This window comes from Acholeplasma laidlawii PG-8A (assembly GCF_000018785.1).
Lineage (GTDB): Bacteria > Bacillota_I > Bacilli_A > Acholeplasmatales > Acholeplasmataceae > Acholeplasma > Acholeplasma laidlawii.
In genome coordinates this window covers 767844-792029 of sequence record NC_010163.1, presented here as the reverse complement: position 1 = coordinate 792029, position 24186 = coordinate 767844, and the positions used below count along the sequence as shown (strand labels likewise).

Annotated in this window: 27 protein-coding genes; 22 read left to right on the top strand and 5 right to left on the bottom strand. The window is 31.4% G+C overall.

Features of this window, described 5'->3' with window-relative positions; translation table 11 throughout:
* The first annotated feature begins 1 nt into the window (after position 1).
* The 3 genes from ACL_RS03740 to ACL_RS03730 all read left to right on the top strand — a co-directional run bounded on the left by ACL_RS03740 (position 2) and on the right by ACL_RS03730 (position 1484).
* Positions 2-307, top strand: a complete 306-nt coding sequence (locus tag ACL_RS03740; RefSeq protein ID WP_012242700.1) for a rhodanese-like domain-containing protein — start codon at positions 2-4, stop codon at positions 305-307.
* Positions 297-548 carry a metal-sensing transcriptional repressor gene (locus tag ACL_RS03735; protein WP_012242699.1) on the top strand — a complete coding sequence of 84 codons (252 nt, stop codon included), beginning with the start codon at positions 297-299 and terminating at the stop codon, positions 546-548. Before ACL_RS03740 ends, ACL_RS03735 begins: the two co-directional genes overlap by 11 nt.
* Positions 549-683: 135 nt before the next feature.
* Complete coding sequence (locus ACL_RS03730) at positions 684-1484, top strand: TrmB family transcriptional regulator (RefSeq protein WP_012242698.1); 801 nt, start codon at positions 684-686, stop codon at positions 1482-1484.
* Positions 1485-1500: 16 nt separating this feature from the next.
* Here ACL_RS03730 and ACL_RS03725 read toward each other — a convergent pair whose 3' ends face one another.
* Positions 1501-2067 carry a hypothetical protein gene (locus tag ACL_RS03725; protein ID WP_041634018.1) on the bottom strand — a complete coding sequence of 189 codons (567 nt, stop codon included), beginning with the start codon at positions 2065-2067 and terminating at the stop codon, positions 1501-1503.
* An 87-nt stretch (positions 2068-2154) separates the two neighbouring features.
* Entirely contained in the window at positions 2155-2364 is a 210-nt protein-coding gene (locus ACL_RS03720; protein WP_012242696.1) for a hypothetical protein, read from the bottom strand.
* A gap of 148 nt (positions 2365-2512) precedes the next feature.
* On the opposite strand from ACL_RS03720, the gene ACL_RS03715 reads away from it, so the two are divergent.
* From ACL_RS03715 to ACL_RS03675, 10 genes are all read left to right on the top strand, one after another.
* Positions 2513-2743, top strand: a complete 231-nt coding sequence (locus ACL_RS03715; RefSeq protein WP_012242695.1) for a PF20097 family protein — start codon at positions 2513-2515, stop codon at positions 2741-2743.
* Positions 2744-2926: 183 nt separating this feature from the next.
* On the top strand, positions 2927-3580 hold the full coding sequence (locus ACL_RS03710) for a peptidylprolyl isomerase (RefSeq protein WP_012242694.1): 654 nt from the start codon (positions 2927-2929) through the stop codon (positions 3578-3580).
* A 72-nt stretch (positions 3581-3652) separates the two neighbouring features.
* Positions 3653-4033, top strand: a complete 381-nt coding sequence (locus ACL_RS03705; protein ID WP_049751951.1) for an SdpI family protein — start codon at positions 3653-3655, stop codon at positions 4031-4033.
* Complete coding sequence (locus tag ACL_RS03700) at positions 4030-4302, top strand: SRPBCC family protein (protein WP_012242692.1); 273 nt, start codon at positions 4030-4032, stop codon at positions 4300-4302. Before ACL_RS03705 ends, ACL_RS03700 begins: the two co-directional genes overlap by 4 nt.
* Positions 4303-4336: 34 nt before the next feature.
* Positions 4337-4468, top strand: coding sequence for a hypothetical protein (locus ACL_RS07560; RefSeq protein WP_012242691.1), 132 nt, complete (start codon positions 4337-4339; stop codon positions 4466-4468).
* A gap of 72 nt (positions 4469-4540) precedes the next feature.
* Entirely contained in the window at positions 4541-5194 is a 654-nt protein-coding gene (locus ACL_RS03695) for a metal-dependent transcriptional regulator (protein WP_012242690.1), read from the top strand.
* Between the two features lie 126 nt (positions 5195-5320).
* On the top strand, positions 5321-6142 hold the full coding sequence (locus ACL_RS03690) for a ZIP family metal transporter (protein ID WP_012242689.1): 822 nt from the start codon (positions 5321-5323) through the stop codon (positions 6140-6142).
* Between the two features lie 194 nt (positions 6143-6336).
* On the top strand, positions 6337-6777 hold the full coding sequence (locus ACL_RS03685; protein ID WP_012242688.1) for a MaoC family dehydratase: 441 nt from the start codon (positions 6337-6339) through the stop codon (positions 6775-6777).
* The gene (locus ACL_RS03680) at positions 6758-7693 is read left to right on the top strand and encodes a DUF561 domain-containing protein (protein ID WP_012242687.1); all 936 of its coding nucleotides are present in this window, start codon (positions 6758-6760) and stop codon (positions 7691-7693) included. The genes ACL_RS03685 and ACL_RS03680 overlap by 20 nt, the downstream gene beginning before the upstream one ends.
* 95 nt (positions 7694-7788) lie before the next feature.
* Positions 7789-8682, top strand: coding sequence for a cation diffusion facilitator family transporter (locus ACL_RS03675; protein WP_012242686.1), 894 nt, complete (start codon positions 7789-7791; stop codon positions 8680-8682).
* Between the two features lie 26 nt (positions 8683-8708).
* Here ACL_RS03675 and ACL_RS03670 read toward each other — a convergent pair whose 3' ends face one another.
* The 3 genes from ACL_RS03670 to ACL_RS03660 form a co-directional block, all read right to left on the bottom strand.
* Entirely contained in the window at positions 8709-9374 is a 666-nt protein-coding gene (locus ACL_RS03670; protein WP_041634008.1) for a LemA family protein, read from the bottom strand.
* Between the two features lie 4 nt (positions 9375-9378).
* Positions 9379-11214, bottom strand: a complete 1836-nt coding sequence (locus ACL_RS03665; RefSeq protein ID WP_012242684.1) for an MAG1210 family protein — start codon at positions 11212-11214, stop codon at positions 9379-9381.
* Between the two features lie 153 nt (positions 11215-11367).
* Positions 11368-12207: a DegV family protein gene (locus tag ACL_RS03660; RefSeq protein ID WP_012242683.1), complete on the bottom strand. Its 840-nt coding sequence runs from the start codon at positions 12205-12207 to the stop codon at positions 11368-11370.
* A gap of 150 nt (positions 12208-12357) precedes the next feature.
* Here ACL_RS03660 and ACL_RS03655 point away from each other — a divergent pair, with 150 nt between their 5' ends.
* The 9 genes from ACL_RS03655 (at position 12358) to ACL_RS03615 (ending at position 24091) form a co-directional block, all read left to right on the top strand.
* Entirely contained in the window at positions 12358-12561 is a 204-nt protein-coding gene (locus ACL_RS03655; protein WP_012242682.1) for a helix-turn-helix domain-containing protein, read from the top strand.
* Between the two features lie 395 nt (positions 12562-12956).
* The gene (gene pepF, locus ACL_RS03650) at positions 12957-14753 is read left to right on the top strand and encodes an oligoendopeptidase F (protein ID WP_012242680.1); all 1797 of its coding nucleotides are present in this window, start codon (positions 12957-12959) and stop codon (positions 14751-14753) included.
* A 65-nt stretch (positions 14754-14818) separates the two neighbouring features.
* Positions 14819-15031, top strand: a complete 213-nt coding sequence (locus ACL_RS03645) for a hypothetical protein (RefSeq protein ID WP_012242679.1) — start codon at positions 14819-14821, stop codon at positions 15029-15031.
* Between the two features lie 91 nt (positions 15032-15122).
* A complete protein-coding gene (locus ACL_RS03640) occupies positions 15123-15818 on the top strand; it encodes a DsbA family oxidoreductase (protein WP_012242678.1) in 696 nt (231 codons plus the stop codon).
* A 152-nt stretch (positions 15819-15970) separates the two neighbouring features.
* On the top strand, positions 15971-19036 hold the full coding sequence (locus tag ACL_RS03635) for a glycoside hydrolase family 3 protein (RefSeq protein WP_012242677.1): 3066 nt from the start codon (positions 15971-15973) through the stop codon (positions 19034-19036).
* 5 nt (positions 19037-19041) lie between these two features.
* The gene (locus tag ACL_RS03630) at positions 19042-21534 is read left to right on the top strand and encodes a GH36-type glycosyl hydrolase domain-containing protein (RefSeq protein ID WP_012242676.1); all 2493 of its coding nucleotides are present in this window, start codon (positions 19042-19044) and stop codon (positions 21532-21534) included.
* Positions 21524-21922: a hypothetical protein gene (locus ACL_RS03625; protein ID WP_012242675.1), complete on the top strand. Its 399-nt coding sequence runs from the start codon at positions 21524-21526 to the stop codon at positions 21920-21922. The genes ACL_RS03630 and ACL_RS03625 overlap by 11 nt, the downstream gene beginning before the upstream one ends.
* Positions 21919-22629 (top strand): glycoside hydrolase family 16 protein, encoded by a 711-nt coding sequence (locus ACL_RS03620; protein ID WP_012242674.1) that lies wholly within the window; start codon positions 21919-21921, stop codon positions 22627-22629. Before ACL_RS03625 ends, ACL_RS03620 begins: the two co-directional genes overlap by 4 nt.
* Positions 22630-22729: 100 nt before the next feature.
* Entirely contained in the window at positions 22730-24091 is a 1362-nt protein-coding gene (locus tag ACL_RS03615; protein WP_049751949.1) for a glycoside hydrolase family 30 protein, read from the top strand.
* Positions 24092-24186 lie beyond the last annotated feature (95 nt).

The window sequence follows — 24186 nt, the reverse complement described above, 5'->3', positions numbered from 1 at the left end:
TATGTATCAAACAATTATGGCTCAAGAACTAGAAATGTTAGTAAGAAAAGGTCAAGTAAAAGTTATTGATGTAAGAGAAAAAAGTGAAATGAGTATGGGTTACATTAAAGATATGATTCATATGCCTTTATCAGAATTTGGTAATCATCTACAAAAAATCAATAAAAAAGATCATTATTATGTCGTCTGTTGGAGTGGATCAAGAAGTCAAGTCGCATCAAACTTCTTAGCTCAACAAGGTTTTAAGATTACCAACGTATTAGGTGGCATGAGTGCTTATAATGGAGATGTTGAATATGAAATGTGATATTACGATTGTAAATAGACTCAAAAGAACACAAGGACAAGTTAATGGTGTACTTAAACTTATCGACAATCAAGCAAGTTGCGAGGATATTGTGACACAACTCAAAGCAATCCGATCTAGTGTAGACCGTGTCATTGGTTTAATTACAACATCCAATTTAGTACAAAAAATAGAAGAAATTAATAAGGTAGATTTAGAAGGCATTGATGAAGCGTTAAATCTACTTATAAAGAGTATATAACTAAAGAACTTAAGGTAAATAGTCAAAAGAGACTAAACACCTTAAGTTTTTTTTATAACTTAGCGCTTTTTTTGTAAGTATTACAAAATCGTTGTATAATAGAGACAACGCTTACAGTGATAAGGAGTAATAGCTATGAATGATACCATTGAATTATTAAAGTCTGTTTATTTTACGGAAAATGAATCCATGATCTATGTATTTTTATTAGAAAATCCAGGACAAACTGTCTATGAAATTTCGAAAAATATTCGTTTATCGAGATCTTCTATTTATGGCATTATTGATAAAATGCATCAAGAAGGTGTACTTTTACTTGAAAGTGGAAATAAGGAACTTTATTATAGTCAAGATCCTAATGAACTTTTAAGTATGTTAGAATTCAAGCATCAAGAACATATGCAGCAATTAAGAAAACAATTGAACCAAATTAAGGTTCAGCCACTAAAAACACCTTATTTTAACATGAACGGCTTTGATGCAATTATTGGAAAAGCCAGAACACTACTTTATGAATCGAGACAAGAAGTGTACATGAACACAGATTTAAAATTAGAGTTATTTGAAGATGCTTTTGATTTTCTAAATAGAAAAGGTGTGGATGTACACGTATTTAGTTTTGCTAAAACAAATTATAGTAAACCCAATGTATTCATATATAGTCACCAAAACGAACAAAACGAATCTAATAGATTAATGCTTGTAAGTGACCTAAAAAGTGTTTTGGTGGCCAATTATGACCCTTTTAGAGGGGAATGGCAGGCTACAACAACCCAAAATCATTTGATGGTTAGTATTGTATCAGAACACATTCATCATGATATATATTTAATCAAACTAAAACAAAAGATAAATAAAAGTTTGTTTGAAACTTATCCCGATTTAGCTATACATACAAAAGCGGAAAAATTAGGTAAAGAGATACTAAAAAAATAATAGTTGAAGTCAACTATTATTTTGCTTGTATGTTTTTATCTATAATGAATGGTATAAATATGCCAATGATTGGTATTAAACCTAGCAAGTAGTATTTGGATATTGGTCTTAATAATATAGGACTAATGAACACCATAAATATAAAATCTAGTGTCATAATATGTATAAACGAGTCACTTTTGAATAGTTCTATATAGGTAGTAATACTTCCGAAAATTAAACCACTTACAATCGTCATAAATGTCAATAATATACCAAGTATAGAGATTGACTGCAACCACTTTATAGGTTTGAAACTAGGTTTTGAAGCGCGTATAAAATAAAGAGTACTTACAAAACCACCCAACATAAATCCAGAGAAAAGTAATGCGAAGTCCAAAATTTTTAATTTGTTTGTAGATAGTGCTAAAGTTAAAAAGGCTAATGGAAACAAACCAAGAAGATTAAATACTGCAAAAACAAGTGGATCGGCTTCCAATAAAAAAATACTTTCTAGAACACCTTCATTTTGAAAGTTAAATATAAGATGAAACAGTGTATAAAAACACAAAACTAAATAGAGACTAATCAGGATTTTTTTCATATGTATTCCTCCGTGTATAGTTATCATGTGATAAGTTTGGTTAAATCTATGTAGATACACATCACCGTTGATTAAGTGATGTGGTAATTATTCGAAAGGTATGTATATTTTTGTATCAATATCTGTCATAGAAAGTTTAGTTTTACCATCTATGATTTTATATCGATGACCATGTTTACTTTTTATAACATCACCGATTTGAATATGGTTCATAACTGGTAAATAAAAATATTTAATTTCAAACCCAAACGGATAACTCTCGACAGTTAAAATCATATACTTTAATTCTTTTTCCATAAGTTACTCCTTTTATATGATGTTGTCTTAATTATATTATGATTTACTTATAACTATAAAGTATTTGAATCTAAGTTAATGATATAATGAATTTACAGTACAACAGAATCATAAAAATAAATCAATAGACTATAAAAGGAGATGAACCATGCAATGTCCAAAATGTCTAAATACGATGAAAGAAGGCTACATTTACAACACTAAAATGCCAATTATGTGGCTACCCAAGGATGAGATGATGCCTCTTACAATTTTTGGTAGACCTCAAAATAGTATTATGATAACAAAAACACCATTTTTAACTAAAAAAAAGGCTGTATCCTTTTATTGTAGATCATGTAAATTTATTATCACACCAGTTTTAGATTTAGATGCCTAGTAGTATGTAACATATACTTTGAGTTGTAGACATACTAAGAATTACCTCATACATATGGATTTATAATATTTGTTGATGCATCTGAAAACTATCTCTATAAAGTCTACTCATAATACACTTGGTAATATAACTAGAGCATGTTATAATCTTTCTTAGAGAAAAATTTGCAGAGGTAGCATATAGATGAGGAAATTAATATTATCAATTCTTGTATTATTTAGTGTTTTTATAGTTGTAGGATGTGAAAGTAAAACACCTGATGAAACTGATAAAGGCGAAGAAGTAGATGTTAAATTAGAGGATTTGGCGTACTTTAATTATTTAAATGATGAAAACCCTATAATCACTATTAAAGTCAAAGATTATGGCATTATTACAGCACAGTTATTTCATGATGTTGCACCAAATACCGTCAATAATTTTATTGACTATATATTAGATGATCAGTTTAGTGATAGCAGTTTTCATAGAATTATCAAAGATTTTATGGTTCAAGGCGGTATGGTTAAGGACTCAAAATTACCAATTCGTGGTGAGTTTACTTCTAATGGGTTTTTAAACAACCTAAAACATACTTATGGTGTGCTTTCCATGGCAAGAACTAGTGATAAAAATAGTGCAACATCACAGTTTTTTATGATGACATCCACCTCACCACATTTAGATGGCGCATATGCATCCTTTGGTGGTATTATAAGCGGTTTTACTATCTTAAACCAAATTGAGAGTCTAAGTACGAATTCCAATGATGCACCTTTAACCAAGGTAGTGATTGAATCTATTGAAGTGGATTTAAAGAACTATGAACCAAGTCCTGTAATATATTATAGTAAGTAAATAAACTGCCATTTTAGGATGGCAGTTTATTTATGATAGAATATAACTAAAGTCACTTAAGGAGAAAATTCAATGTTTTTCTACTACTTTATGTTGATCAGTAGCATCTTTATTCCGATTTTAATGCATATTATTGGTATTATACTTAGTAAAAAACCACCTAAATGGATTAATGACTATTATGGATATAGAACAAAAAGATCCAAGATGAATCAAAAGACTTGGGATTTTGCTCAAGTATATATTGGAAAAATTTGGAGTAGACTATCACTCATTCTATTACTGATATCCATAGTTCCTTTTATCTACTTAACAGATAGTAAAGAAGATACATTAGCAGTCGTTGGTTTCATTTTGATGATGATTCAGGTAGTTATCATGTCTTTAACTATTGTTCCGGTTGAAAAAGCACTGAAAAAACTTATAGATGAAGATAAGGATACTTTAAAATGAAAACTTTGATTAAAGAAAGAATAATACCTGCAAAAGTTAAAGATGTTTATCTTAAATGGACAACTAAAGATGGTCTTAATACGTTTTTTAGTCAGGATAATGACATAGAAATAAAACCCGGTGGAAAATATGAAATATATTTTACTACCGACAAAAGTATTAAACATAGAGGTAGTGAGGGCTGTAAAGTCCTATCCTTTACACCAAATCATACATTATCATTTACATGGAATGTGCCGCCTACTTTTGAGTCCTTAATGACAAAGTGAGGCACAGACAAGGGTTTTATTAGAATTTATTGAGATGGATAACCATACATTACTTCGACTAACAAATAGTGGTTACTTAGAAGGTGAAACATGGGAATTTGCTTACGAATACTTTAATAAAGCATGGGATTATGTCTTAGATAATTTAGTCAAGAGTTTTAAATAGTTCATCTGTTGCATATACATACTAAAAGATGTATGATAGCAACATAGTAAATAGAAGAAATGAGGAAAATTTATGTACAGAGCAGAAGAAGATTATATCAAAAATATTTATAAGTTGACTGTTGAACAAAACAGAGAACTTGTTAAAAATATTGAAATAGCCTACATCATGGAAAGTACGGATCAAACTGTGAATGAAATGGTACGTAGATTAGCCACAAAAAAATTAGTAACCTTTATACCTTATAAGGGTGTTAAACTTACACCAAAAGGATTAAAAGAAGCTATTAGGTTAGTAAGAAATCACCGTTTATGGGAAAAGTATCTAGTTGAAAAACTAAATTATCCATGGTCTAAAGTCCATGATGAAGCAGAAAGACTCGAGCATGCATCCTCTGATGTTTTGATGAGTCATATATATGATTCTTTAGGTCAACCTGTTGTATGTGCCCATGGAAATCCAATTCCTGGTGTGAAACAACCCCAAGAATATGATACTTTAGTTTCCTTATCTCAAGCTCAAGTTGGTGATATATTTCTAGTCAAAAGAGTAGTTGATCAAAGGCGTTTATTAGAATTCTTAGATAAGCATCATATTAACCTTGGCATAGAATTATCTATTATTAAATATGATGAATTTACTAAACTTTATACCATACAATATGATGATAAAAAATTGGATTTAACAGATATTATTACTGATAAAATTTATGGAACTGTCCTTTAAATAAAGAGTGAAAACTCTTTTTTTATTAAATTAATCATTTGGTTAAATTAATTTTAAGCACATGCTTAAAAATTACGTAAAACTATGATAAAATATAAATGTAGAATGACAAAAGAGGTGGTTATTATGTTTGAATGGTTCATGAGTTTAGAACTTTGGGTGCAGGCATTACTAGGTGGTATTTTCACTTGGTTTGTTACAGCCCTTGGTGCAGCACTTGTCTTCTTTTTTAAAAATATTAGTAAAAATGTGTTAGGTATGATGTATGGTGTGGCAGCAGGTGTGATGGTTGCAGCTAGTTTTTGGTCCCTTCTTGCTCCTGGTATTCAAATTGCAGAAGAACAAGGTAATATTGCTTGGTTAGTTGTAGCTATTGGGTTTAGTTTAGGGGGCTTATTCTTATTCGCAGCAGATAAAGTCATTCCACATATGCATTTTGGTAAGAAAAATGTAAAAGAGGGTATTACGACTAAAATGAGAAGATCTATTCTTTTAGTCTTTTCAATTACCTTGCATAATATTCCTGAAGGATTAGCAATTGGTGTAGCATTTGGAGCTATTGGTGCAACAACAGGATCGATAGAAGCAGCCACAATTGCTGCAATGGTACTTGCCTTAGGTATCGGTATTCAAAATTTTCCAGAAGGTGCTGCAGTATCTATTCCACTTTCACAAGAAAAAATGGGTAAAAAAAAGGCTTTTATGTGGGGGCAAGCTTCTGCATTAGTTGAGCCACTGTTTGCAGTATTAGGTGCTATTTTAGTGACTTCAATGACTGTCATACTTCCATATGCATTAGCTTTTGCTGCAGGTGCAATGATTTATGTAGTTGTAGAAGAATTAATACCTGAGGCACAAGAGAATGCGACATCCGGCACACACTTTGCAGTTTTTGGATTTATGCTAGGATTTGTAATTATGATGATTCTAGACGTAGCACTTGGCTAATATCCATGAAAAACTATAAAAGAGCTTTCGAGCTCTTTTTATTTTTAATTGTGTTTAAATATATAAAATTATGTTGTATGAATAAATATTCATATATTGTTATAACATTGCTTGACAATAGGGTATTTAAGGTTTAATATAAGGGTGTAAAAACCATTCAGATTACAATTTAATACAGAAAGAAGGAAACAAATATGCATGGAAAAACTATAGACCAAATGTATGTTGGTCAGTTTGCTTTATTAAACAAAACGATTACCGATGCAGATGTTCATATATTTGCAGGTGTTACTGGAGATATGAATCCAGTTCATTTAGATGATCTATATGCGAGCTGTTCAATTTTTCAACAAAGAATAGCGCATGGTGGATTTATCGCAGGATTATTTTCAACAGTTTTAGGTACTGTTTTACCTGGTTTAGGAACTATTTATTTAAGACAAGATTCTAAATTCGTGAAACCTGTATTTATTGGGGATACAGTATCTATTAAAGTAGAGGTAACAAGTATTGATGAAAAAAGAAACAGAGTCACACTAAAGACTATTGCGACCAATCAACATGATCAAGAAGTTGTGATTGGAGAAGCTGTTGTGATGCCACCAAAAAAGGAGAATGAACATGAACAACATTAATCAATTATTAGGAACAAAATATCCGGTTATACAAGGTGGTATGGCAAATATTGCAACCGCCAAACTTGCTGCTGCAGTATCTAATGCAGGTGGTTTAGGATTAATCGGTGCAGGCGGAAACGATGCTGCATGGGTTAAAGAAGAAATTCAAAAAATAAGACAGTTAACGAATAAGCCTTTTGGTGTAAATATTATGTTAATGAGTCCTCATGCAAAAGACATTGCTCAATTACTTATTGATGAGGGTGTTAAAGTAGTTACAACAGGTGCCGGAAACCCAGTTCCTTACATGGAAGCATGGAAAAAAGCAGGCATGATTGTAATACCTGTCATACCAACAGCAAAATTAGCGATGCGCGTTGAACAAGCAGGTGCAGATGCTGTTATTGCAGAAGGCATGGAAGCTGGTGGACACATCGGTAAACTAACCACGATGGCAATGGTACCTCAAATTGTTGATGCAGTAAAAATCCCTGTAATTGCAGCTGGTGGTATTGGAGATAAAAGAGGTGTTTTAGCTGCATTTGCACTTGGTGCAAAAGGTGTTCAAATTGGTACAGTATTACTTGCTACAAAAGAATGTCCAATCCATGAAAACTTTAAACAACTTGTAGTTGATGCAACAGATACATCCACAATCATTACTGGTTCAGAAAAAGCTCCTGTTAGAGTTATTAAAAACCAAATGGCTGTAAAATACATCGATTTAGAAAAATCAGGTGCAAGTTTTGAAGAATTAGAGCATCTTACCTTAGGTTCTTTAAGAAAAGCAGTCATGGAAGGCGATGTAGAAAATGGATCGTTTATGGCAGGTCAAATCGCAGGTCTAGTTAAAGAGGTAAAAACTGTCAAGGAAGTCCTTGATAACATGTTTATAGACGTTGAAAGTTATAAGGATACCCTTAATATTTTGTAAGTACTATTTAACTTAATCTGTGATAGAATATCATATGTTAAATCAATAATCATACTGTGAGTAATTCATACTCGCAGTATTTTTCAAAGGACAATATGAGAATAAATATTTTAAGACGCGTCGTACTTATAAGTCTAGTAGGTAATATCGTGTTGACACTTATTAAGTTAATATTTGGTTATTTGGGATCATCAGAAAGTTTATTCAGTGACGGGGTAAACTCCTTTGTAGACATCTTTATAAGTTTGATGTTACTTGTGGTCATTAGAGTTACAGCAAAAGAACCAGATGAAAATCATCCGTATGGTCATGAGAAATTTGAAGGTATACTCTACTTATTCTTAAGTCTATTTATTATGGCATTAGCTAGCATTCTAGGTTACAGTAGTATAAGAAGTCTAATTACTACAATCAATAACCCAACACTTATAGCTCAGCCTGAATTCATAACTGTAATTGCTTCAATGATTTCACTCGTCATCAAAATAGGTTTATTTATTCTAAATTATAAAACAGCTAAAAAATATCAATCTGTCGTCTTATATGGAGACAGTAAAAACCACATGTTTGATATCTTTTCTACAACAATTAGTTTAATTAGTATTACATTTGCGCTTGTAGGTTTTATATATTTTGAACCGGTCGCATCTATACTAATTTCTATATTTATATTTTATTCCGGCTTTAAAATGATTTTAGAGGCTATTTCATTTTTAGTTGATGAAGCACCTGATCATGACACGATTAAGTCTATAAAGAAAAGTATATTAGTTTGTCAGGGTGTATTAAGAGTTGATGACTTAAAGGTTAGAAAACATATGTCACAATTTTATGTGGACGTAGAAATATCAGTGGATAATAAACTTTCACTTGAAGCTGCACACAAGATAGCAGAAGATGTTCACCATTATATTGAAGCAAACTATGATGTAATTCACTGTATGGTCCATGTAAATCCGTTAGTTAAGCATATAAAAACCACATCCTGAAATGTGGTTTTTTTAATGAATAACTATTAGAAGAATGTTGATCTTGCTTGAGCTTTAGTTTCTTGAGAAGCAGAGAATGGAATACGTGTTGTATAATTTGAACGCGCTGCAACAATCATTTTTGTTGGCCATGCAAAGATATCAGAGTTCCATCTTAATACGGTGTCATTATATAACTCTCTAGCCGCAGTAATCTCTTTTTGTAGATATGAGTTTTGTTGCATAGCATCAGCTAATGCTCTATGAGCTTTTAAATCAGGATAAGCTTCGAATGCTACGTTAATTGAACGCATTGCACTATCCACTGTACCTTGAATTTCATTTCTATTTTCTTCATTTGGATGAATACCAGAACGAAGTGCTGCAACAGATTTCATCACATCTTTATCTAAATCAACTGATTGTTTAACGATACCAACTACGTTTTGTAGCACTTGAACACGTTGTTCTAGATAATTATCAATTTGAGATGCATCTCTTTGAATACGTTGTTGAAGTTGATTGAAATATTTTTTAGCATTAATCTTCATAAACAAGAAAATCAACCCTGGAATAATTCCCAATACCCATAGTGCGATTTCAAATATTAATGAACCCACACCCACTTTAACTTGTAACTGTTTTTCGATGACATTGATGTCACGACCGTCTGGATTTACCGGACCATTTAATTCATTTAACTCATTTCCCATTGACTTATTTCCTTTCATTTGTCTTTATTTTATCATTTTTTTCTGGGTTTAATACACGAGCAGCGAAATTTTTAATAATAAACATATCTTTTGGTGTCATATTATTAGTTCTTAGACGTTCAACCATCTCCTCAACACGTTGTCTAGGTGTTAATGGTTTGTCTTCAGGTGTTACATTGATTTCAACGTTTGTTTGTCTATCTACTGGAATATACTCATTCCAAGGAATTGGTATAACATGCATTCTACCGTCTCTACCTAATCTAGAAACGTAATCTACGCGTGGTACACTCTTATAACCATATGCAGTAACCTGAACAACGTCTTTATGATCACTGCTTCGAACCACTTTAGTCTTTAATATATTACGTGTAGCAGATTCTTCATGTCTAAATTTATTGATATCCATACTATTTACGACATGTTCATGTTCGAAGAAGGAGACATAACTACTATATAAATCTTTATAGAGATATTCTTGAGTAACTGTTTGTTGGTAAAGAGGAATTGCAAGTACTGGTGCAAAAGCAAAGTATATGTGTCTAAAGTATGCATTTTGATAATCTACAAACTTTTTCTTAATATCCTCAAAGTCATAACTTGTGTAGTAGCTAGGCGCCATATCTAGTTTAATCGTTGCTAGATGTTCCGGCACGATAATATTTATCTTTTTATGTTTGATAAAGTCGAAATCATCACCAAACCCTAGTGTTGTTTCTTTCATAAGTTTTAGGAGTTCTGTTTGTGCAAGTGGTGTAAATAATAACCTAAACTGCACTTCATGATTTCTATTGGTTGCACCAAATAAGACTTCAAACTCTGAGTTACCAAATACCGTATAATTGGTTCCTTGATTAACGCTTTTTCTAGATTTCTTTTCTAACTTCTTAATGGTCTTATTAACATGTTTATCTATTTGCTTTTCACTCATATGCTCCGCATCTGAGTCTATTCTAGAAAACATTAAATCTGGAGCAGCTTCGTTTCCATAAACGAGATAAGATTGTTCTGTATATAATGGGTAAGGTTTATTAACTGATGCAGTAAGTACTTGAGTATGGGTGGTTGTTACGGTACGACCATTCACTCTAGAAGTAGAAGTATAAGTGATTGTAATTGAACCAGAATACGTCTTAGTACCCATTTTATGTACTAAATCTTCTGCGATATAAAATGGATTACCCTTAATTTCACCAGATTGAACATAAAGTGTTGACCTATCTAAAACATTAAGATCATCAAGGCCGAATTTATTGACTAAATAATCTAAACGCTTAGAATCAAACATTTGATCCATCTTAATTAACGGTACTGTCTTTTGGAATAATTCTTGACTCATACCCTCATAAAATAAGTCATTTAATGGTTGCATTTGTGTCCAAGCTTCCTTAAAGAGTCCTTCTAGTTTTTTAATGATAGCTTCTTTATCTTTAACAAGTATTCTAATTTTAGGATTAATCTTTTTAGATATCAAAAATATAAATAGTATGGATAACAGAATAGAAGTTGGTATAAGTATATAACTTAAAGTGTTCGGTGCTAATGTCAGCTGATAGATAGCATAAATAATTACACCTACTAAAACAACAATTAAGAAAATTAAAAAAGAACGTAAACTTCGATTATTGCGGATTGTTTTTGCTAAATTATCTCTATTTTTTTCATTGAGTCTTATGTCTTTAACAGTCGATTTGTTTGCTTGGATATCAATTTTTGATTCTAAGACCAAACTATCTAACTTATCGTTAACATGTTTGTTGTGTAAATCCTTATAAATAGCTTTATAACTATCTAAAGGTTGATGAAGACTCATATAATCAGAATCATTTGTATGTGTCATATGTACTTACCCTCTAATTTCGTGCAAAAATACTTAATATATACATATTATACATTAATTCTAATATTCTATGGGAGAATTCAATTAAAAAACATATAATATGAATAAAAAAAAAACACTTCAAACATTGATTTAGGTTTGAAGTGTTTTAAATTAATTACTTAAGAAACAAACTGATACAGCGTCTAAGCCAATATGTGCTGTCATTACACTTGCGATTCTACCAACAACAATGTTTTTATAACCATGCTTATCAAGTCTTGTTAGCATCTGATTTAATAAATCCTCATTTGCTGAATAAAGTACACCGATTTTAGTTTCTTTGTCTGGTGCTTTTGAAGTTACATAATGCATGAGATCATTTAGTGCACGTTTAGAACCGATTGCGTTTTTATAGGATGCAATATGTCCATCAACAAGTTCTAAGATAGGTTTAATTGATAATGCGCTTGATATGATGGATTTGACAGCAGAGATTCTGCCACCTTTTCTTAATTGAGATAAGTCTTCAAGCATCACTGCGTGATGCATGCGATTGACTAAATGCTCACTAAACTTAACTACATCATCAATGTTATTATTAGTTTCCATGAAAGCTACAATTTCTTCCATCATTACTGCACTTGCAAGACCACCATTTTTAAAGTCTACAACGCTCATTTGTGTGTTGTAGGTATCTTTTAGATCTTTGATTAATAAATTTGCAAAGTTAAATGTACCAGACAGTGCTTTAGAAAATGAGAAGAATATAAATGGTTGATTTGCTTTTGCGTATTTTTCAAAGATTGGGAAGATATCGTCATAACTTGGTAATGAAGTTTTGATGTCATCTTTTTGTCTAATGTGCTCGTATAGTTGATTGATATCTACTTCAAACTTATCTTTATAGTTTTTGTCATTGATGATGACTTGAAGTGGTACGATATCAATTTGATATTTTTCGATAAAAGCTTCACTTAAGTCGCAGGTTGAATCTACAATTATTTTTATCATGTCAAATTACTCCTTTATAGTGTCTATTTACTACTATTTATTATAAATCCGCTTCGCTAATAGGTAAACCTACTAATTATTTTCACACAATAGAGTTAATTTTCAAGATTCTACTGGGAGTAGAATGATACTTTATGATACAATATAGACATGGAAAATAATAATAAAGACTTAATAACTAAATATTTAGCTGATAACATTGTATATTATAGAAAAAAAATGGCACTTACACAGCTAGAGTTAGCGGATAAACTAAACTACTCAGATAAATCGATATCTAAATGGGAAAGAGGAGAAGGGGTTCCTGATATCTTTGTGATAAAAGAATTATCTGTGTTCTTGGAATTAGTGTAGATCAGTTGATATCCAAAAGAAAACAACGATTTTCTTTATTTAAACATCGTTATCTTTTAGCCTACTTTTATGCATCCATAGCATGGTTAATTGCAGGTACTACTTTTGGTATATTATCTATTTTAAAAGTTGATTATCCTGCTTGGCATGTGCTTATATATGCTATACCTGTTTCTAGTTTAGTATTACTCTGGTTTTTCTTCTTTTGGAGGCAAATCAAGTACATATTCTTATACTTTACATTGTTTCAATGGTCTCTAGCTTTAAGCATTACACTTTTAATTGGTGATATATATAATTATTGGGTATATATCATCATCCTACCCATCTATTTATTTATACTATTTATGTTATATGTGATTTATATACGAAAGCGTTAAGAAAGAAGGATAAATATGAAAAAACAATTACCAAAACGATCTGAGATTGATATTAAGCATACATGGGATGTTCATTCAATTTATAAAGATGACCAAGCATTTAATCAAACATTTGATACTTTAGAAGGTTTGGTTAAAGAGTTCGTCGTTAAATATGAAAAAAGATTAACAGATGCTCATATTATTACAAGCAGTTTAAACGATCTAAAAGTCATTAATGAAATGATTACCAGTTTAAGTGCTTATGCATCCTTACAATCCTCTGTGGATGGTGTGGATGAGGCAAACCAAATGAGAAGTGGTAAAACTTCTATAAGACTACAAAAAGTATCCAAACAACTCAATTTCTTTCATAGTGAACTCAATAAAGTCACTAAGAAAGTACTGATGGATGCGATGAGGATAGATGAATCTAATAAACTCTATTTAGAAGATGTTTTAGAGTATAAAAAACATACACTAAAACCTGAAGCTGAAAAACTTCTTAATGCATTATCTCCTGTATTAAATGCACCTTATGGAAGTTACAACCGCTTCAAGTTAGTCGATATGAAGTTTAGTGATTTTGAAGTAGATGGTCAAACATACCCGAATTCATTTACTTTATTTGAAAATGAATATGAATATGATGGAAACACAAAGGTGCGTAGAAAATCATATGAAGCCTTCTATAGCAAGTTAAGTGAATATCAACACGGTTTTGCTAGTCAGTATTATGCTCAACTTCAAAAAGAAAAAGCACTTGCTGATGCAAGAGGTTTTAAATCCGTTTTTGACTATCTTTTATATAGTCAAAAAGTACCTAAATCATTTATGGATCGTCAAATCGATGTCATTATGAAAGATTTAGCACCTGCAATGCGCAAATATGCTAAACATTTAGGCAAATTACATGGTCTTGACCAAGTAACTTATGCAGATTTAAAGATTGCTGTAGATGATTCTTTTGAGCCTAAAGTTACAATTGAGTCTTCTAAAGAGTTATTAATGGATGGTCTATCTATATTAGGTGAAGACTATTTAGAGATTGTTAGACGTTCATTTGATGAAAGATGGATTGATTTTCCTCAAAACGTTGGTAAATCTACAGGTGGTTTTTGCTCATCACCTTATGGTCAAAATTCATTCATTTTAATTAACTGGAATGGTCAAATGGATGAAGTAATGGTACTTGCCCATGAAATTGGGCATGCAGGTCATTTCCAATATGCAAATAAATATCAAAACATTTTTAATACAAGACCTTCTTTATATTTCATTGAGGCACCATCTACAACAAACGAGTTGATTATGGCACGTCATTTAATGAAACATGCAACAGATGCACGCACAAAACGTTGGATTCAATCCGTAATGATTTCTAGAACGTATTATCATAACTTTGTTACACACTTACTAGAAGCAGCATTCCAAAGAAAAGTTTATGAAAAGATTGATAATTATGAACCAATCTCTGCAAGTGTCTTAAATAATATTAAATTAGATGTATTAAGACAATTTTGGGGTGATGCAGTCGTTATTCCTGATTATGCAGGCTTAACTTGGATGCGTCAACCACACTACTTTATGGGTCTATATCCTTATACTTACTCAGCAGGGTTAACATTAGGTACTGTTGTTTCACAAAGAATTTTTGAAAAAACATTAGATCCAAAAGATTGGATTGAAGTCTTAAAAGCTGGAGCTACTAAAAAGCCATTAGATTTAGCACTCATGGTTGATGTAGATTTAAAAACAAGTAAACCATTAAAAGAAGCTATTAAATTTATTAGTCAAACTATTGATGAAATTATTGCCTACGACAAAAAGTAAAGTATTTTTTAAAACATCTAGTTTATAATATTGTAAAATGAATTAAACATGGAGGTGTTTAATAAATGAGAAGACTTATTGGATTAGTAGGTTTAGTAGTAGCAGGTGTTGTTTTTGCATCATTGTTTTTAGGTTCTTTCCAAGCATACATGGATGCATGGGAATCAAGCAGTGATTTATGGACTCAAGTACAAGCAGTTGTAGCAGTTATTTGGAACACCGTCTATCAACCTTTATTATTACTTATCGTGAGTTTAATTGCCTTAGAAGGTAAGTAAATTCACATAATCAGAGTTGCCTAAGCCTAGGCAACTTTTTATTATGTAGGTCATGTTAAAATGAATACTATAAGAAAGTAGAGGTATGAAGATGAAAATTGAAGTATGGAGTGACTTTTCATGTCCGTTTTGTTATATTGGTAAAACAATATTTGAACAAGCACTAAACAATTTTAAAGATAAAGATAAAATCGAAGTCATTTATAAGGCTTATCAGTTAAGTCCAGATGCACCTTTTGAAACAACAGAAGATAGTTATACTATTTTTTCTAGAATGAAAGGTGTTAGTTTGAATCAAACAAAACAAATGTTTATGCAGACTGTAGAGCGTGCAAAACAAGTAGGTCTCGTTTATGATTATGACAACATGAAGATGACAAACACTTTTAAAGCACATAGACTAGCAAAATGGGCTAGAACTTTTGGTAAAGAATCAGTACTTTCAACAAAACTTTTTGATGCTTATTTTACTAAGGGTTTAAACATTCATGATGATAAAGTCTTATTAGATATTGTTAACACATTAGGACTTGACGTTCATGAAGCAAAAGTAGTACTTGAATCTAACCAATTTCATGATGAAGTAGCTAAAGAAATTGAAGAAGCTCAAAGCATTGGCGTGCGTGGTGTACCATTCTTTGTATTAGATAGAAAATATGCAGTAAGTGGTGCTCAACCCATAGAAATGTTTAATCAAGCAATTGAACAAGCATACAAAGAAGCAAATCCATTCCAAACTATCGGATCAGATGATGATATATGTGGTCCGGATGGTTGTGCAATTTAATTACTTTCATTTTATTTAAGTAAATATATTAACGAAAAAGGGTTTTCTTAACGAAAACTCTTTTTCTTTTGTAAACGCTTGCAATATTCTAAAAAAACCATATAATATAGTTAAGAAAACGATTTCTTAAATTATTGATATGGAGATATGACATGCAAAAATATTTAAATAATATGAACATCGAACGGATGAATCCGCTTGCTGAGCTTGCAACTTTTTCAAAGTATGCAGCTGGTGAAGGTATCGTCTTACTTAAAAATAACGATGTGTTACCACTAAAAGATAAAAAAATTGCTGTTTTCGGTAGAATTCAGTTTAATTACTATAAATCTGGTACTGGCTCTGGAGGTTTGGTAAATGTTAAGCATGTACCTTCATTAATTGAATCGTTTATTAATGATCCCAATGTATCTGTAAATATGAACGTTTATGATGTTTATAAAAAATGGGTAGAAGAAAATCCATTCGATTCCGGTAATGGGCAATGGGCATCTGAACCATGGAATCAACAAGAAATGCTTTTAGACACTAGTTTAGTATTAAATGCTTCTAAAGAAAGTGACATTGCGATAGTAGTATTTGGTAGAACAGCAGGGGAAGATAAAGATAACAAACCGACAAAAGGAAGTTATTATTTAACAGATGAAGAGTTAAGTCTACTTAAAGATGTAACTTCTCATTTTAAGAAAACAATAGTTGTATTAAATGTTGGTAATGCTATGGATCTAACTTTTATGGATACTTATCAAATTGATGGACTTATCTTTGCATGGCATGGTGGACAGTATGGAGCATTAGCTCTAAAAGATGTAATGGTAGGTTATAAGTCACCATCAGGTAAACTACCTATGACATTAGTTAATGACTTATCATCAGAGCCCGCATTCCATAATTTCGGACATAAATCACAAGTCATATATGAAGAAGATATTTATGTTGGTTATAGATATTTTGAGACATTTAATCACACTGCTGTGAGATATCCATTTGGTTTTGGACTCACTTACTCTGAATTTAAAATTAAACCTATATCTTTTGATATGGATGATAAAATTATAACCTTTAAAATAGAGGTTAAGAATACTGGTAGACATAGAGCAAAAGAAGTTGTCCAAATCTATTTAAATGCACCTCAAGGATTATTAGGTAAACCTAAAATGGTTTTAGCAGCATTTGCTAAAACCAGAGAACTTGAACCAAAAGAAAATCAAATCATCGAAATTAAAATTGATTTATATAATCTAGCAAGCTTTGATGATATTGGGCATGTATTTAAATCTTCTTTTGTGCTAGAAAAAGGTTTATATAAATTCTATATTGGAAATTCATCAAGACACCACACACAATACGGTGAAATTGAAATTATTGATGATATCATTACACATTTATCAAGAGAAATATCAGCACCGGTTAAGCCTTTTAAACGTATCAAACCAGATGAAAACTATCAAATTATCTATGAAGATGTACCTTTAAGAACTACCAATTATAATGAAACAATTAAAGATCATATACCTAGAGAAATACCAAGCAATACATCTGATATTACATTATTAGATGTTTATGAGCATAAACATACTATGGATGAATTTATCGGATCACTTGAAATTGATCAACTCATTGAACTCACACGAGGTGAAGGTATGAGTTCACCTAAAGTGACACCAGGAACTGCATCAGCATTTGGCGGTGTGACCGATGAATTACTTGATAAGGGTATACCGATTGCATGTGCAGCAGATGGACCTAGTGGTATTCGTATGGACTCTGGTTTTTATGCTTCAAGTTTACCTAATGGCATAGCCTTAGCCTCAAGTTTTGATTTGAATATGGTTGAAACACTTTACCAACTACTTGGTAAGGAAATGAAAGCTTATCATATTGATTTAATCTTGGGTCCAGGTATGAATATTTTAAGACATCCTCTAAATGGCCGTAATTTTGAATATTATTCAGAAGATCCACTGCTTACAGGACTTATGGCATCAAGTGCAGTCATTGGTTTACAAAAAGAAGGTGTTACAGGGACACTCAAGCATTTATTTGCAAATAATCAAGAAACAGATCGATTTAATGTAGATGCAGTAGTATCTGAACGTGCTCAAAGAGAAATCTATTTAAGAGGCTTTGAAATTGCAATAAAAGTGGGTAAAGCCCGTGCAATCATGACATCTTATAATCCGGTGAATAGTTTATGGACAGCCTCTCATTTTGAGGTTAACTCACTCCTTTTAAGGGATGAGTGGGGATTTGATGGTATTTTAGTCACCGATTGGTGGGCTAAAATGAATGATTTTAATGGTCCTGGTGATGTTAAGAATACTAAGGCAATGATCATCAGCCAAAATGATTTATATATGGTTATTAGTGATGCCAAATCAAATTCAAATCATGACAATTCAAAAGAAAGTTACTTAAATGGCGAACTTAAAAAGTCTCACTTGCAAAGGGTAGCTAAAAATATTCTAAACTTTTTACTAAAAACGCCAGCATTTAGTCGTATGCATCAACTAGAATTTAAACCCTCAAAAAATAGGAGAAATTATTGGTTTAAATATGATGCAAAGGATATAAAATTGCCGCTTATAGAAGAACTATTGGTAAATGGTCAAAAATTCGTTATAAATCCGTTGATTTTTAACCATCAAATAGACAAAATTGACACGATAAAGCATAAAAAACTTAAAGTCTATATTCACAAAAATAAACAACACGCAATCGCAGTAAAATCAAATAAATATGATACAAATATTTATTATTTTAACACTGAAAATTTTGAATCAAGTAACCTAAATATAGTCGATTTAAACCTGTTTAGTAAGATGGAATATCCAAAGTGTGGTATGAAACCATGGGAACCATTAAACTTTGTTTTTGATGCTGCTCTAAAGCATATAAAATCCGTTTCACTTGATAATAATGTCCTTTCTATTTTAGAAAAAGATGCTATCTTAAATTTTCCTGTAGCTCTAGAAATGCCAGGGAAGTACTTGGTCGATTTTACTCTATCAAGTGATGTACAAAGTTTAGCGCAATTACCATTTTCACTGTACCTGAATAATCAATATAAAACAACAATTACAATACATGGCACTGAAGGTAACAAGGTCCACGCAAGAGCGAGTCTGCTAGCTGATCCTGGAAAACAAGTACTTTCGATAAAATTTAATAAATCAAATATCCATATCTATGAAATCAAAATGATGAGACATGGTTAAAATATATGAAAAAAAAGCAATCAATTAAGAAAAATTATGGACAATATCTGCCTTTATATAATTTAGGACAATTAAAATCTTCGATTACACCATTTTTCGGTGGAGATATTAAAACGGATCATCATCATTACTTACTTGAACCAACGACTGAAAATGATCTTTATGCCAATCATATGTCAAGAAATATCATCTTTACAATCGATGATGAAATGTATTTTTTAAATGGCAACACATATCTACAGCAGAATGATGAATTGCAAGTAGAGTATGATTTACTCTATCAAAGAGTTGTTAGAAGTAACACTTTATTTTCTATTGAATCACTTTCTTTCATACCATTACATGATAATTTAGAACTATTAGAGGTCACCATTAAAAACACATCTAATAAGAATCTAACTCTAGATGTAATTACAGCCATACCGATTTATGCAAGAAGTGCCGATAATATAAGAGATCATCGTCATGTCACATCCTTACTAAATAAAGTTGAAATCAATGAACAAACTGTATTAGTTAAACCAACTTTAAGTTTTGATGAAAGAGGTCATCATTTAAATCATGAGGCTTATACAGTCTCTGCATATAGTCCTACAACGAAAGTAAATAGAATCATTACGAGCCTAGAGGATTTTATAGATGGTGGTTCATTTAATTTTCCTAAAGGTATTTACAGAAAAGATTTCGAACCCAAACCTGGGTATGAAGTTATTGGCGCGATTGGATTTGAACCCTTCATACTAAAACCTGAAGAAACAGCAACATTTAATATAAGTATGGGTATTTTTAATCAAAATGAAGATGCATTACATATTATAAACAAGTACAAAACAAAAAAATCTGTTGAAGAAGCATTTAAACACATGCGTAATTATTTTGAAGCAGAAAGTAGCAAACTCTCTATTAGCATGGTAAATAAGGATGTTGAATTACTTCTAAGATGGGTAAGATTTCAACCTGTGTTAAGACGAATTTTTGGTAATTCCTACCTACCACATCATGATTATGGTAGAGGGGGAAGGGGTTGGCGTGATCTTTGGCAAGATTTACTCAGTTTAATCCTTATTAATGATGAATCCGTCGAAACCTTATTATTTAATAATTTTCAAGGGATACGAATTGATGGTTCTAACGCAACAATTATTGGCGATAAACCTGGAGAGTTCCTAGCAGATAGAAATAAAATAGTCCGTGTATGGTCTGATCATGGGGCTTGGCCATTACTTACTACATTATCATACATTCATAGTACTGGGCATATCGAGTTCTTATTTAAGCAGCAAACTTACTTTCATGATCAATTCACACACTATACGAATAAAACAAGAGATATAGAAACAAGTGAACATATTCTAAGAGTACATAACAAACCTTATCTAGGCACTATTTTGGAACATTTACTATTACAAAATATTGTTGCACATTTTAACACCGGTAAATTTGGCTTTGTAAGATTAGAAAATGCTGACTGGAATGATGGTTTGGATATGGCCAAAAATAACGGTGAAACGATAGCATTTACCCATTTTTATGCAAGTAATTTAATGAAGATGGCAGAAGTGATTGAAAAAATTAATAGACCTGTTCGCCTATTTAAATCACTCTATGATCTAATCTTTGAAACAATTGATCTAAAAACATTCTTTGATAACGTTTCTGATTTTAAAGATACTACGGTTGAAGTGGATGCCACTAAGTTATCTTATCAACTCGTTGAGCTCTATAAAAAAAGAATTGATCATATAAATGAAAACGCTTGGATTAAGGATACACATCTTCAAAGTTATATAACAGATAGTAATGTATTTTTAGATACTGCAGATACGATGAACTTAACGGGCCAGGCGATGGCACTTCTAAATGAAACACTAACCATGTCTCAGGCTAAAAGCGTAGCAGATACAACAAAAAAACTATTATTTAATAAAGATAATGGAGGGTATCATTTAAACTCTAACTATCATAAAATTATGATGGACATGGGCAGAGCATTCGGGTTTAGTTATAATCACAAAGAAAATGGTGCTGTATTCTCACATATGGCCATCATGTATGTCTATGGGTTATATAATTATAATTTAGTTCAACTAGGTAATGAAGGTTATAAATCACTGATAATGCGTGCGATACACCCTGATGCACATACGGTGCTTGGAATTCCAGAGTATTTTACTGACAAAGGTGTTGGCAAATATCTTTATTTAACTGGAAGTGCAAGTTGGCTATTAAAACTCTTACAAGAACAGGTGTTCGGAATTACATTTTATTACGGAAAATTAACACTTAATCCAAAATTAGTTCGAGAAGATTTTATAAATCATAGAGCAAGCATTCAAACCTTTATTCATGGAAAACTAATTAAAATCACGTATATTAACTTGAAAAACTTAGATTATGGCGCTTATAAAATTGATAAAGTTTTATATCAAGGACAACCTATCAACATTGAACATACAAAAATTGAGGGAGACATCGAGGTATATCTAGATGAATTATGAACTATTTGAATTTAGTCAAGAGGGCTACAAAAGTTTAATGACTTACCAAAATTGGCGTGTTGCCATACTAAATTATATTGATGACTGTAGTTTGGATGGCTTGATATATTTTGAAGCACATCATGAAACGGATGAAGTATTTGTTCTATTAGATGGTTCTGCAACTTTATTATTTTTAGATGTTAATGATGAAAAATCATTAAGTATTGAAGCAGTTCATCTTGAAAAAAATAAAATTTATAATGTTAAAAAAGATGTATATCATACACAAGTATTATCTATTGATGCAAAACTACTGATTATAGAAGAAGATAATACAGGAGATCTGAATTCTACGAAATACTATATAGATTCCAAACTTAGAACAAAAATAAAGGAGATATTATGAAAAAAATAGTTTTTTATGATCATTTTGATGTAGGAACAAAACCTAATCAAACATACTGGAATATTGATGTTGGTGGTAGTGGTTTTGGAAACAATGAAGATCAGTTTTACACAGACCGCTTAGATAACATTTATATAGAGGATAGCCTACTACATATTGTGGCTCGTAAAGAAGATTTTGAACATCGAAAATATACATCTGCGAAAATAACTACAAAAAATAAAGTGAGTATTCAATACGGAGCAATTGAAGTGCGTATGAAGTTACCAAAGGGATTAGGAACTTGGCCAGCATTTTGGTTGTTGGGGGATAATATTCATAAAGTTGGTTGGCCAACTTGTGGTGAAATTGATTTGATGGAATATGTAGGTAAAGAACCGGACGCATTACATTTTTCATTACACTCTAAAAACTTCAATCATACAAAATCAAACAATCTACATCTAAAAAAAGAAATTAAAAACTTGAGTGATGATTTTCATGTCTATAAACTAGAATGGTCCAAAGAAGGTTTTAATTATTATTTAGATAATGAACTATTATTTAAAGCACCTAAAGAAGATAAGCAAGGGTTAGATAATTGGCCGTTTGATGAACCGTTTTTCATGATAATTAATTTGGCGATAGGTGGTAACTGGGGCGGTAAAATAGATGACTCAATTTTCCCAGTAGAATTTTTAATCGATTATGTTAAAGTTACAAGCTAGCACACAGATACATAAGCGTATCTTCTTGTTATGCTTAGTGTGTATATGTTTAATGATGCTTATTGCATGTGATAATACGAATAATGGAGAACCCCCTATCGTGAAAAAAACTTATTCAGTGGATAGCTTTACAACATGGGCTGATAAAAGCAAATTACTTAAAAAAGAAGAGGCTTCAAATACCACTATAGATTTAGATTCAGAGTACACAAAAATCAATATTGATCCTAGTATAAAATACCAAGTAATTGATGGTTTTGGAGCAGCGATGACAGAATCTAGTGCTTTAGTCATTAATAATTTGGATGAAAATGATAAACATAATGTATTAGATGAACTATTTAACAAAGAAGGGTTAAATATGTCATTTATGCGACTTACTATAGGTGCATCTGACTTTTCCTTAGACAATTATACGTATAATGATACGCCAAGTAACATAGAAGACTTAGCATTAAATAACTTTTCTATCGATAGAGAGATGCAACATCTTATACCAGTTTTAAAAGAAGCACTCATAAGAAATAACGACCTATTTATTATGGCATCTCCATGGAGTGCACCAGCTTGGATGAAAGATAATAAACACCTTAATGGTGGTAGTTTACTGGATAAGTACATCGATGTCTATGCACAATATTTTGTTAAATATATTGAAGCTATGAAGCTTCAAGGCATCGATATATATGCAGTTACACCGCAAAATGAACCACTTCATGAATCAAACACTTATCCTACAATGAAAATGTTGCCAGATCAACAAATAAATTTAATTGAGTCTATGGGCATCCAATTTAATGAAGCCAATATCGATACATTAATCATGGCATATGACCATAATTGGGATCGAATGGACTACCCAATAACTGTACTAAATAGTAAAGCAAATCAATATATTGCAGGGGTTGCATTACATGGTTATGGTGGAAATGTATCAGAAACTTCAAGATTAGGTAACATATTTCCTGATAAAGGTATTTGGTTCACAGAAATATCCGGTGGTTTATGGGCTACGAATTTTGGAGACAATATATCGTGGAATATGGAAAATATTTTTATGGGTTCTCTAAATCGCGGCGCTAAAGGTGTATTGATGTGGAACATTGCCTTAAATGAAAACAATGGACCTATCAATGGTGGGTGCCAAAATTGCCGTGGCATTTTAACTATTCATAGTGAAACTTCAGAGGTTATTAAAAATGAAGAATACTATATGATCGGACATTTTTCTAAATTTGTAGAGGTTGGAGCATATAGAATAGATAGTAAAACAAGTAATGCAAATTTACTAAACACAGCATTTTTAAACCCTGATGGTAGTATTACAGTCGTGGTACATAATAAATCTTCTAATTCAATGATGTTTAGTTTAGATATAAATGGTAGCCAAATGAATTATAAACTACCAGCAAAAGCAACTACAACATTTGTTTTAAACGAAAATATTAGTAACGAAAATTAAGAAACATCCAGTTAAAAACTAACAGTTTTGCGGAAAAATGACCATTTTTGAGAAAACGATTTAGTAAAATACGAAAACGTTGTAAAATGATGAAT

What these genes read in the sequence shown, in the direction of transcription:
- ACL_RS03710 (WP_012242694.1), top strand. Translation starts at nt 2,927, where the DNA reads ATGAGGAAATTAATATTATCAATTCTTGTATTATTTAGTGTTTTTATA.
- ACL_RS03625 (WP_012242675.1), top strand. Translation starts at nt 21,524, where the DNA reads ATGAATTATGAACTATTTGAATTTAGTCAAGAGGGCTACAAAAGTTTA.
- ACL_RS03670 (WP_041634008.1), bottom strand. Translation starts at nt 9,374, where the DNA reads ATGGGAAATGAGTTAAATGAATTAAATGGTCCGGTAAATCCAGACGGT.
- ACL_RS03735 (WP_012242699.1), top strand. Translation starts at nt 297, where the DNA reads ATGAAATGTGATATTACGATTGTAAATAGACTCAAAAGAACACAAGGA.
- ACL_RS03690 (WP_012242689.1), top strand. Translation starts at nt 5,321, where the DNA reads ATGTTTGAATGGTTCATGAGTTTAGAACTTTGGGTGCAGGCATTACTA.
- ACL_RS03660 (WP_012242683.1), bottom strand. Translation starts at nt 12,207, where the DNA reads ATGATAAAAATAATTGTAGATTCAACCTGCGACTTAAGTGAAGCTTTT.
- pepF (WP_012242680.1), top strand. Translation starts at nt 12,957, where the DNA reads ATGAAAAAACAATTACCAAAACGATCTGAGATTGATATTAAGCATACA.
- ACL_RS03715 (WP_012242695.1), top strand. Translation starts at nt 2,513, where the DNA reads ATGCAATGTCCAAAATGTCTAAATACGATGAAAGAAGGCTACATTTAC.
- ACL_RS03700 (WP_012242692.1), top strand. Translation starts at nt 4,030, where the DNA reads ATGAAAACTTTGATTAAAGAAAGAATAATACCTGCAAAAGTTAAAGAT.
- ACL_RS03685 (WP_012242688.1), top strand. Translation starts at nt 6,337, where the DNA reads ATGCATGGAAAAACTATAGACCAAATGTATGTTGGTCAGTTTGCTTTA.
- ACL_RS03740 (WP_012242700.1), top strand. Translation starts at nt 2, where the DNA reads ATGTATCAAACAATTATGGCTCAAGAACTAGAAATGTTAGTAAGAAAA.
- ACL_RS03680 (WP_012242687.1), top strand. Translation starts at nt 6,758, where the DNA reads ATGAACATGAACAACATTAATCAATTATTAGGAACAAAATATCCGGTT.
- ACL_RS03635 (WP_012242677.1), top strand. Translation starts at nt 15,971, where the DNA reads ATGCAAAAATATTTAAATAATATGAACATCGAACGGATGAATCCGCTT.
- ACL_RS03695 (WP_012242690.1), top strand. Translation starts at nt 4,541, where the DNA reads ATGTACAGAGCAGAAGAAGATTATATCAAAAATATTTATAAGTTGACT.
- ACL_RS03665 (WP_012242684.1), bottom strand. Translation starts at nt 11,214, where the DNA reads ATGACACATACAAATGATTCTGATTATATGAGTCTTCATCAACCTTTA.
- ACL_RS03705 (WP_049751951.1), top strand. Translation starts at nt 3,653, where the DNA reads ATGTTTTTCTACTACTTTATGTTGATCAGTAGCATCTTTATTCCGATT.
- ACL_RS03655 (WP_012242682.1), top strand. Translation starts at nt 12,358, where the DNA reads ATGGAAAATAATAATAAAGACTTAATAACTAAATATTTAGCTGATAAC.
- ACL_RS03720 (WP_012242696.1), bottom strand. Translation starts at nt 2,364, where the DNA reads ATGGAAAAAGAATTAAAGTATATGATTTTAACTGTCGAGAGTTATCCG.
- ACL_RS07560 (WP_012242691.1), top strand. Translation starts at nt 4,337, where the DNA reads ATGGATAACCATACATTACTTCGACTAACAAATAGTGGTTACTTAGAA.
- ACL_RS03620 (WP_012242674.1), top strand. Translation starts at nt 21,919, where the DNA reads ATGAAAAAAATAGTTTTTTATGATCATTTTGATGTAGGAACAAAACCT.
- ACL_RS03630 (WP_012242676.1), top strand. Translation starts at nt 19,042, where the DNA reads ATGAAAAAAAAGCAATCAATTAAGAAAAATTATGGACAATATCTGCCT.
- ACL_RS03675 (WP_012242686.1), top strand. Translation starts at nt 7,789, where the DNA reads ATGAGAATAAATATTTTAAGACGCGTCGTACTTATAAGTCTAGTAGGT.
- ACL_RS03645 (WP_012242679.1), top strand. Translation starts at nt 14,819, where the DNA reads ATGAGAAGACTTATTGGATTAGTAGGTTTAGTAGTAGCAGGTGTTGTT.
- ACL_RS03730 (WP_012242698.1), top strand. Translation starts at nt 684, where the DNA reads ATGAATGATACCATTGAATTATTAAAGTCTGTTTATTTTACGGAAAAT.
- ACL_RS03725 (WP_041634018.1), bottom strand. Translation starts at nt 2,067, where the DNA reads ATGAAAAAAATCCTGATTAGTCTCTATTTAGTTTTGTGTTTTTATACA.
- ACL_RS03640 (WP_012242678.1), top strand. Translation starts at nt 15,123, where the DNA reads ATGAAAATTGAAGTATGGAGTGACTTTTCATGTCCGTTTTGTTATATT.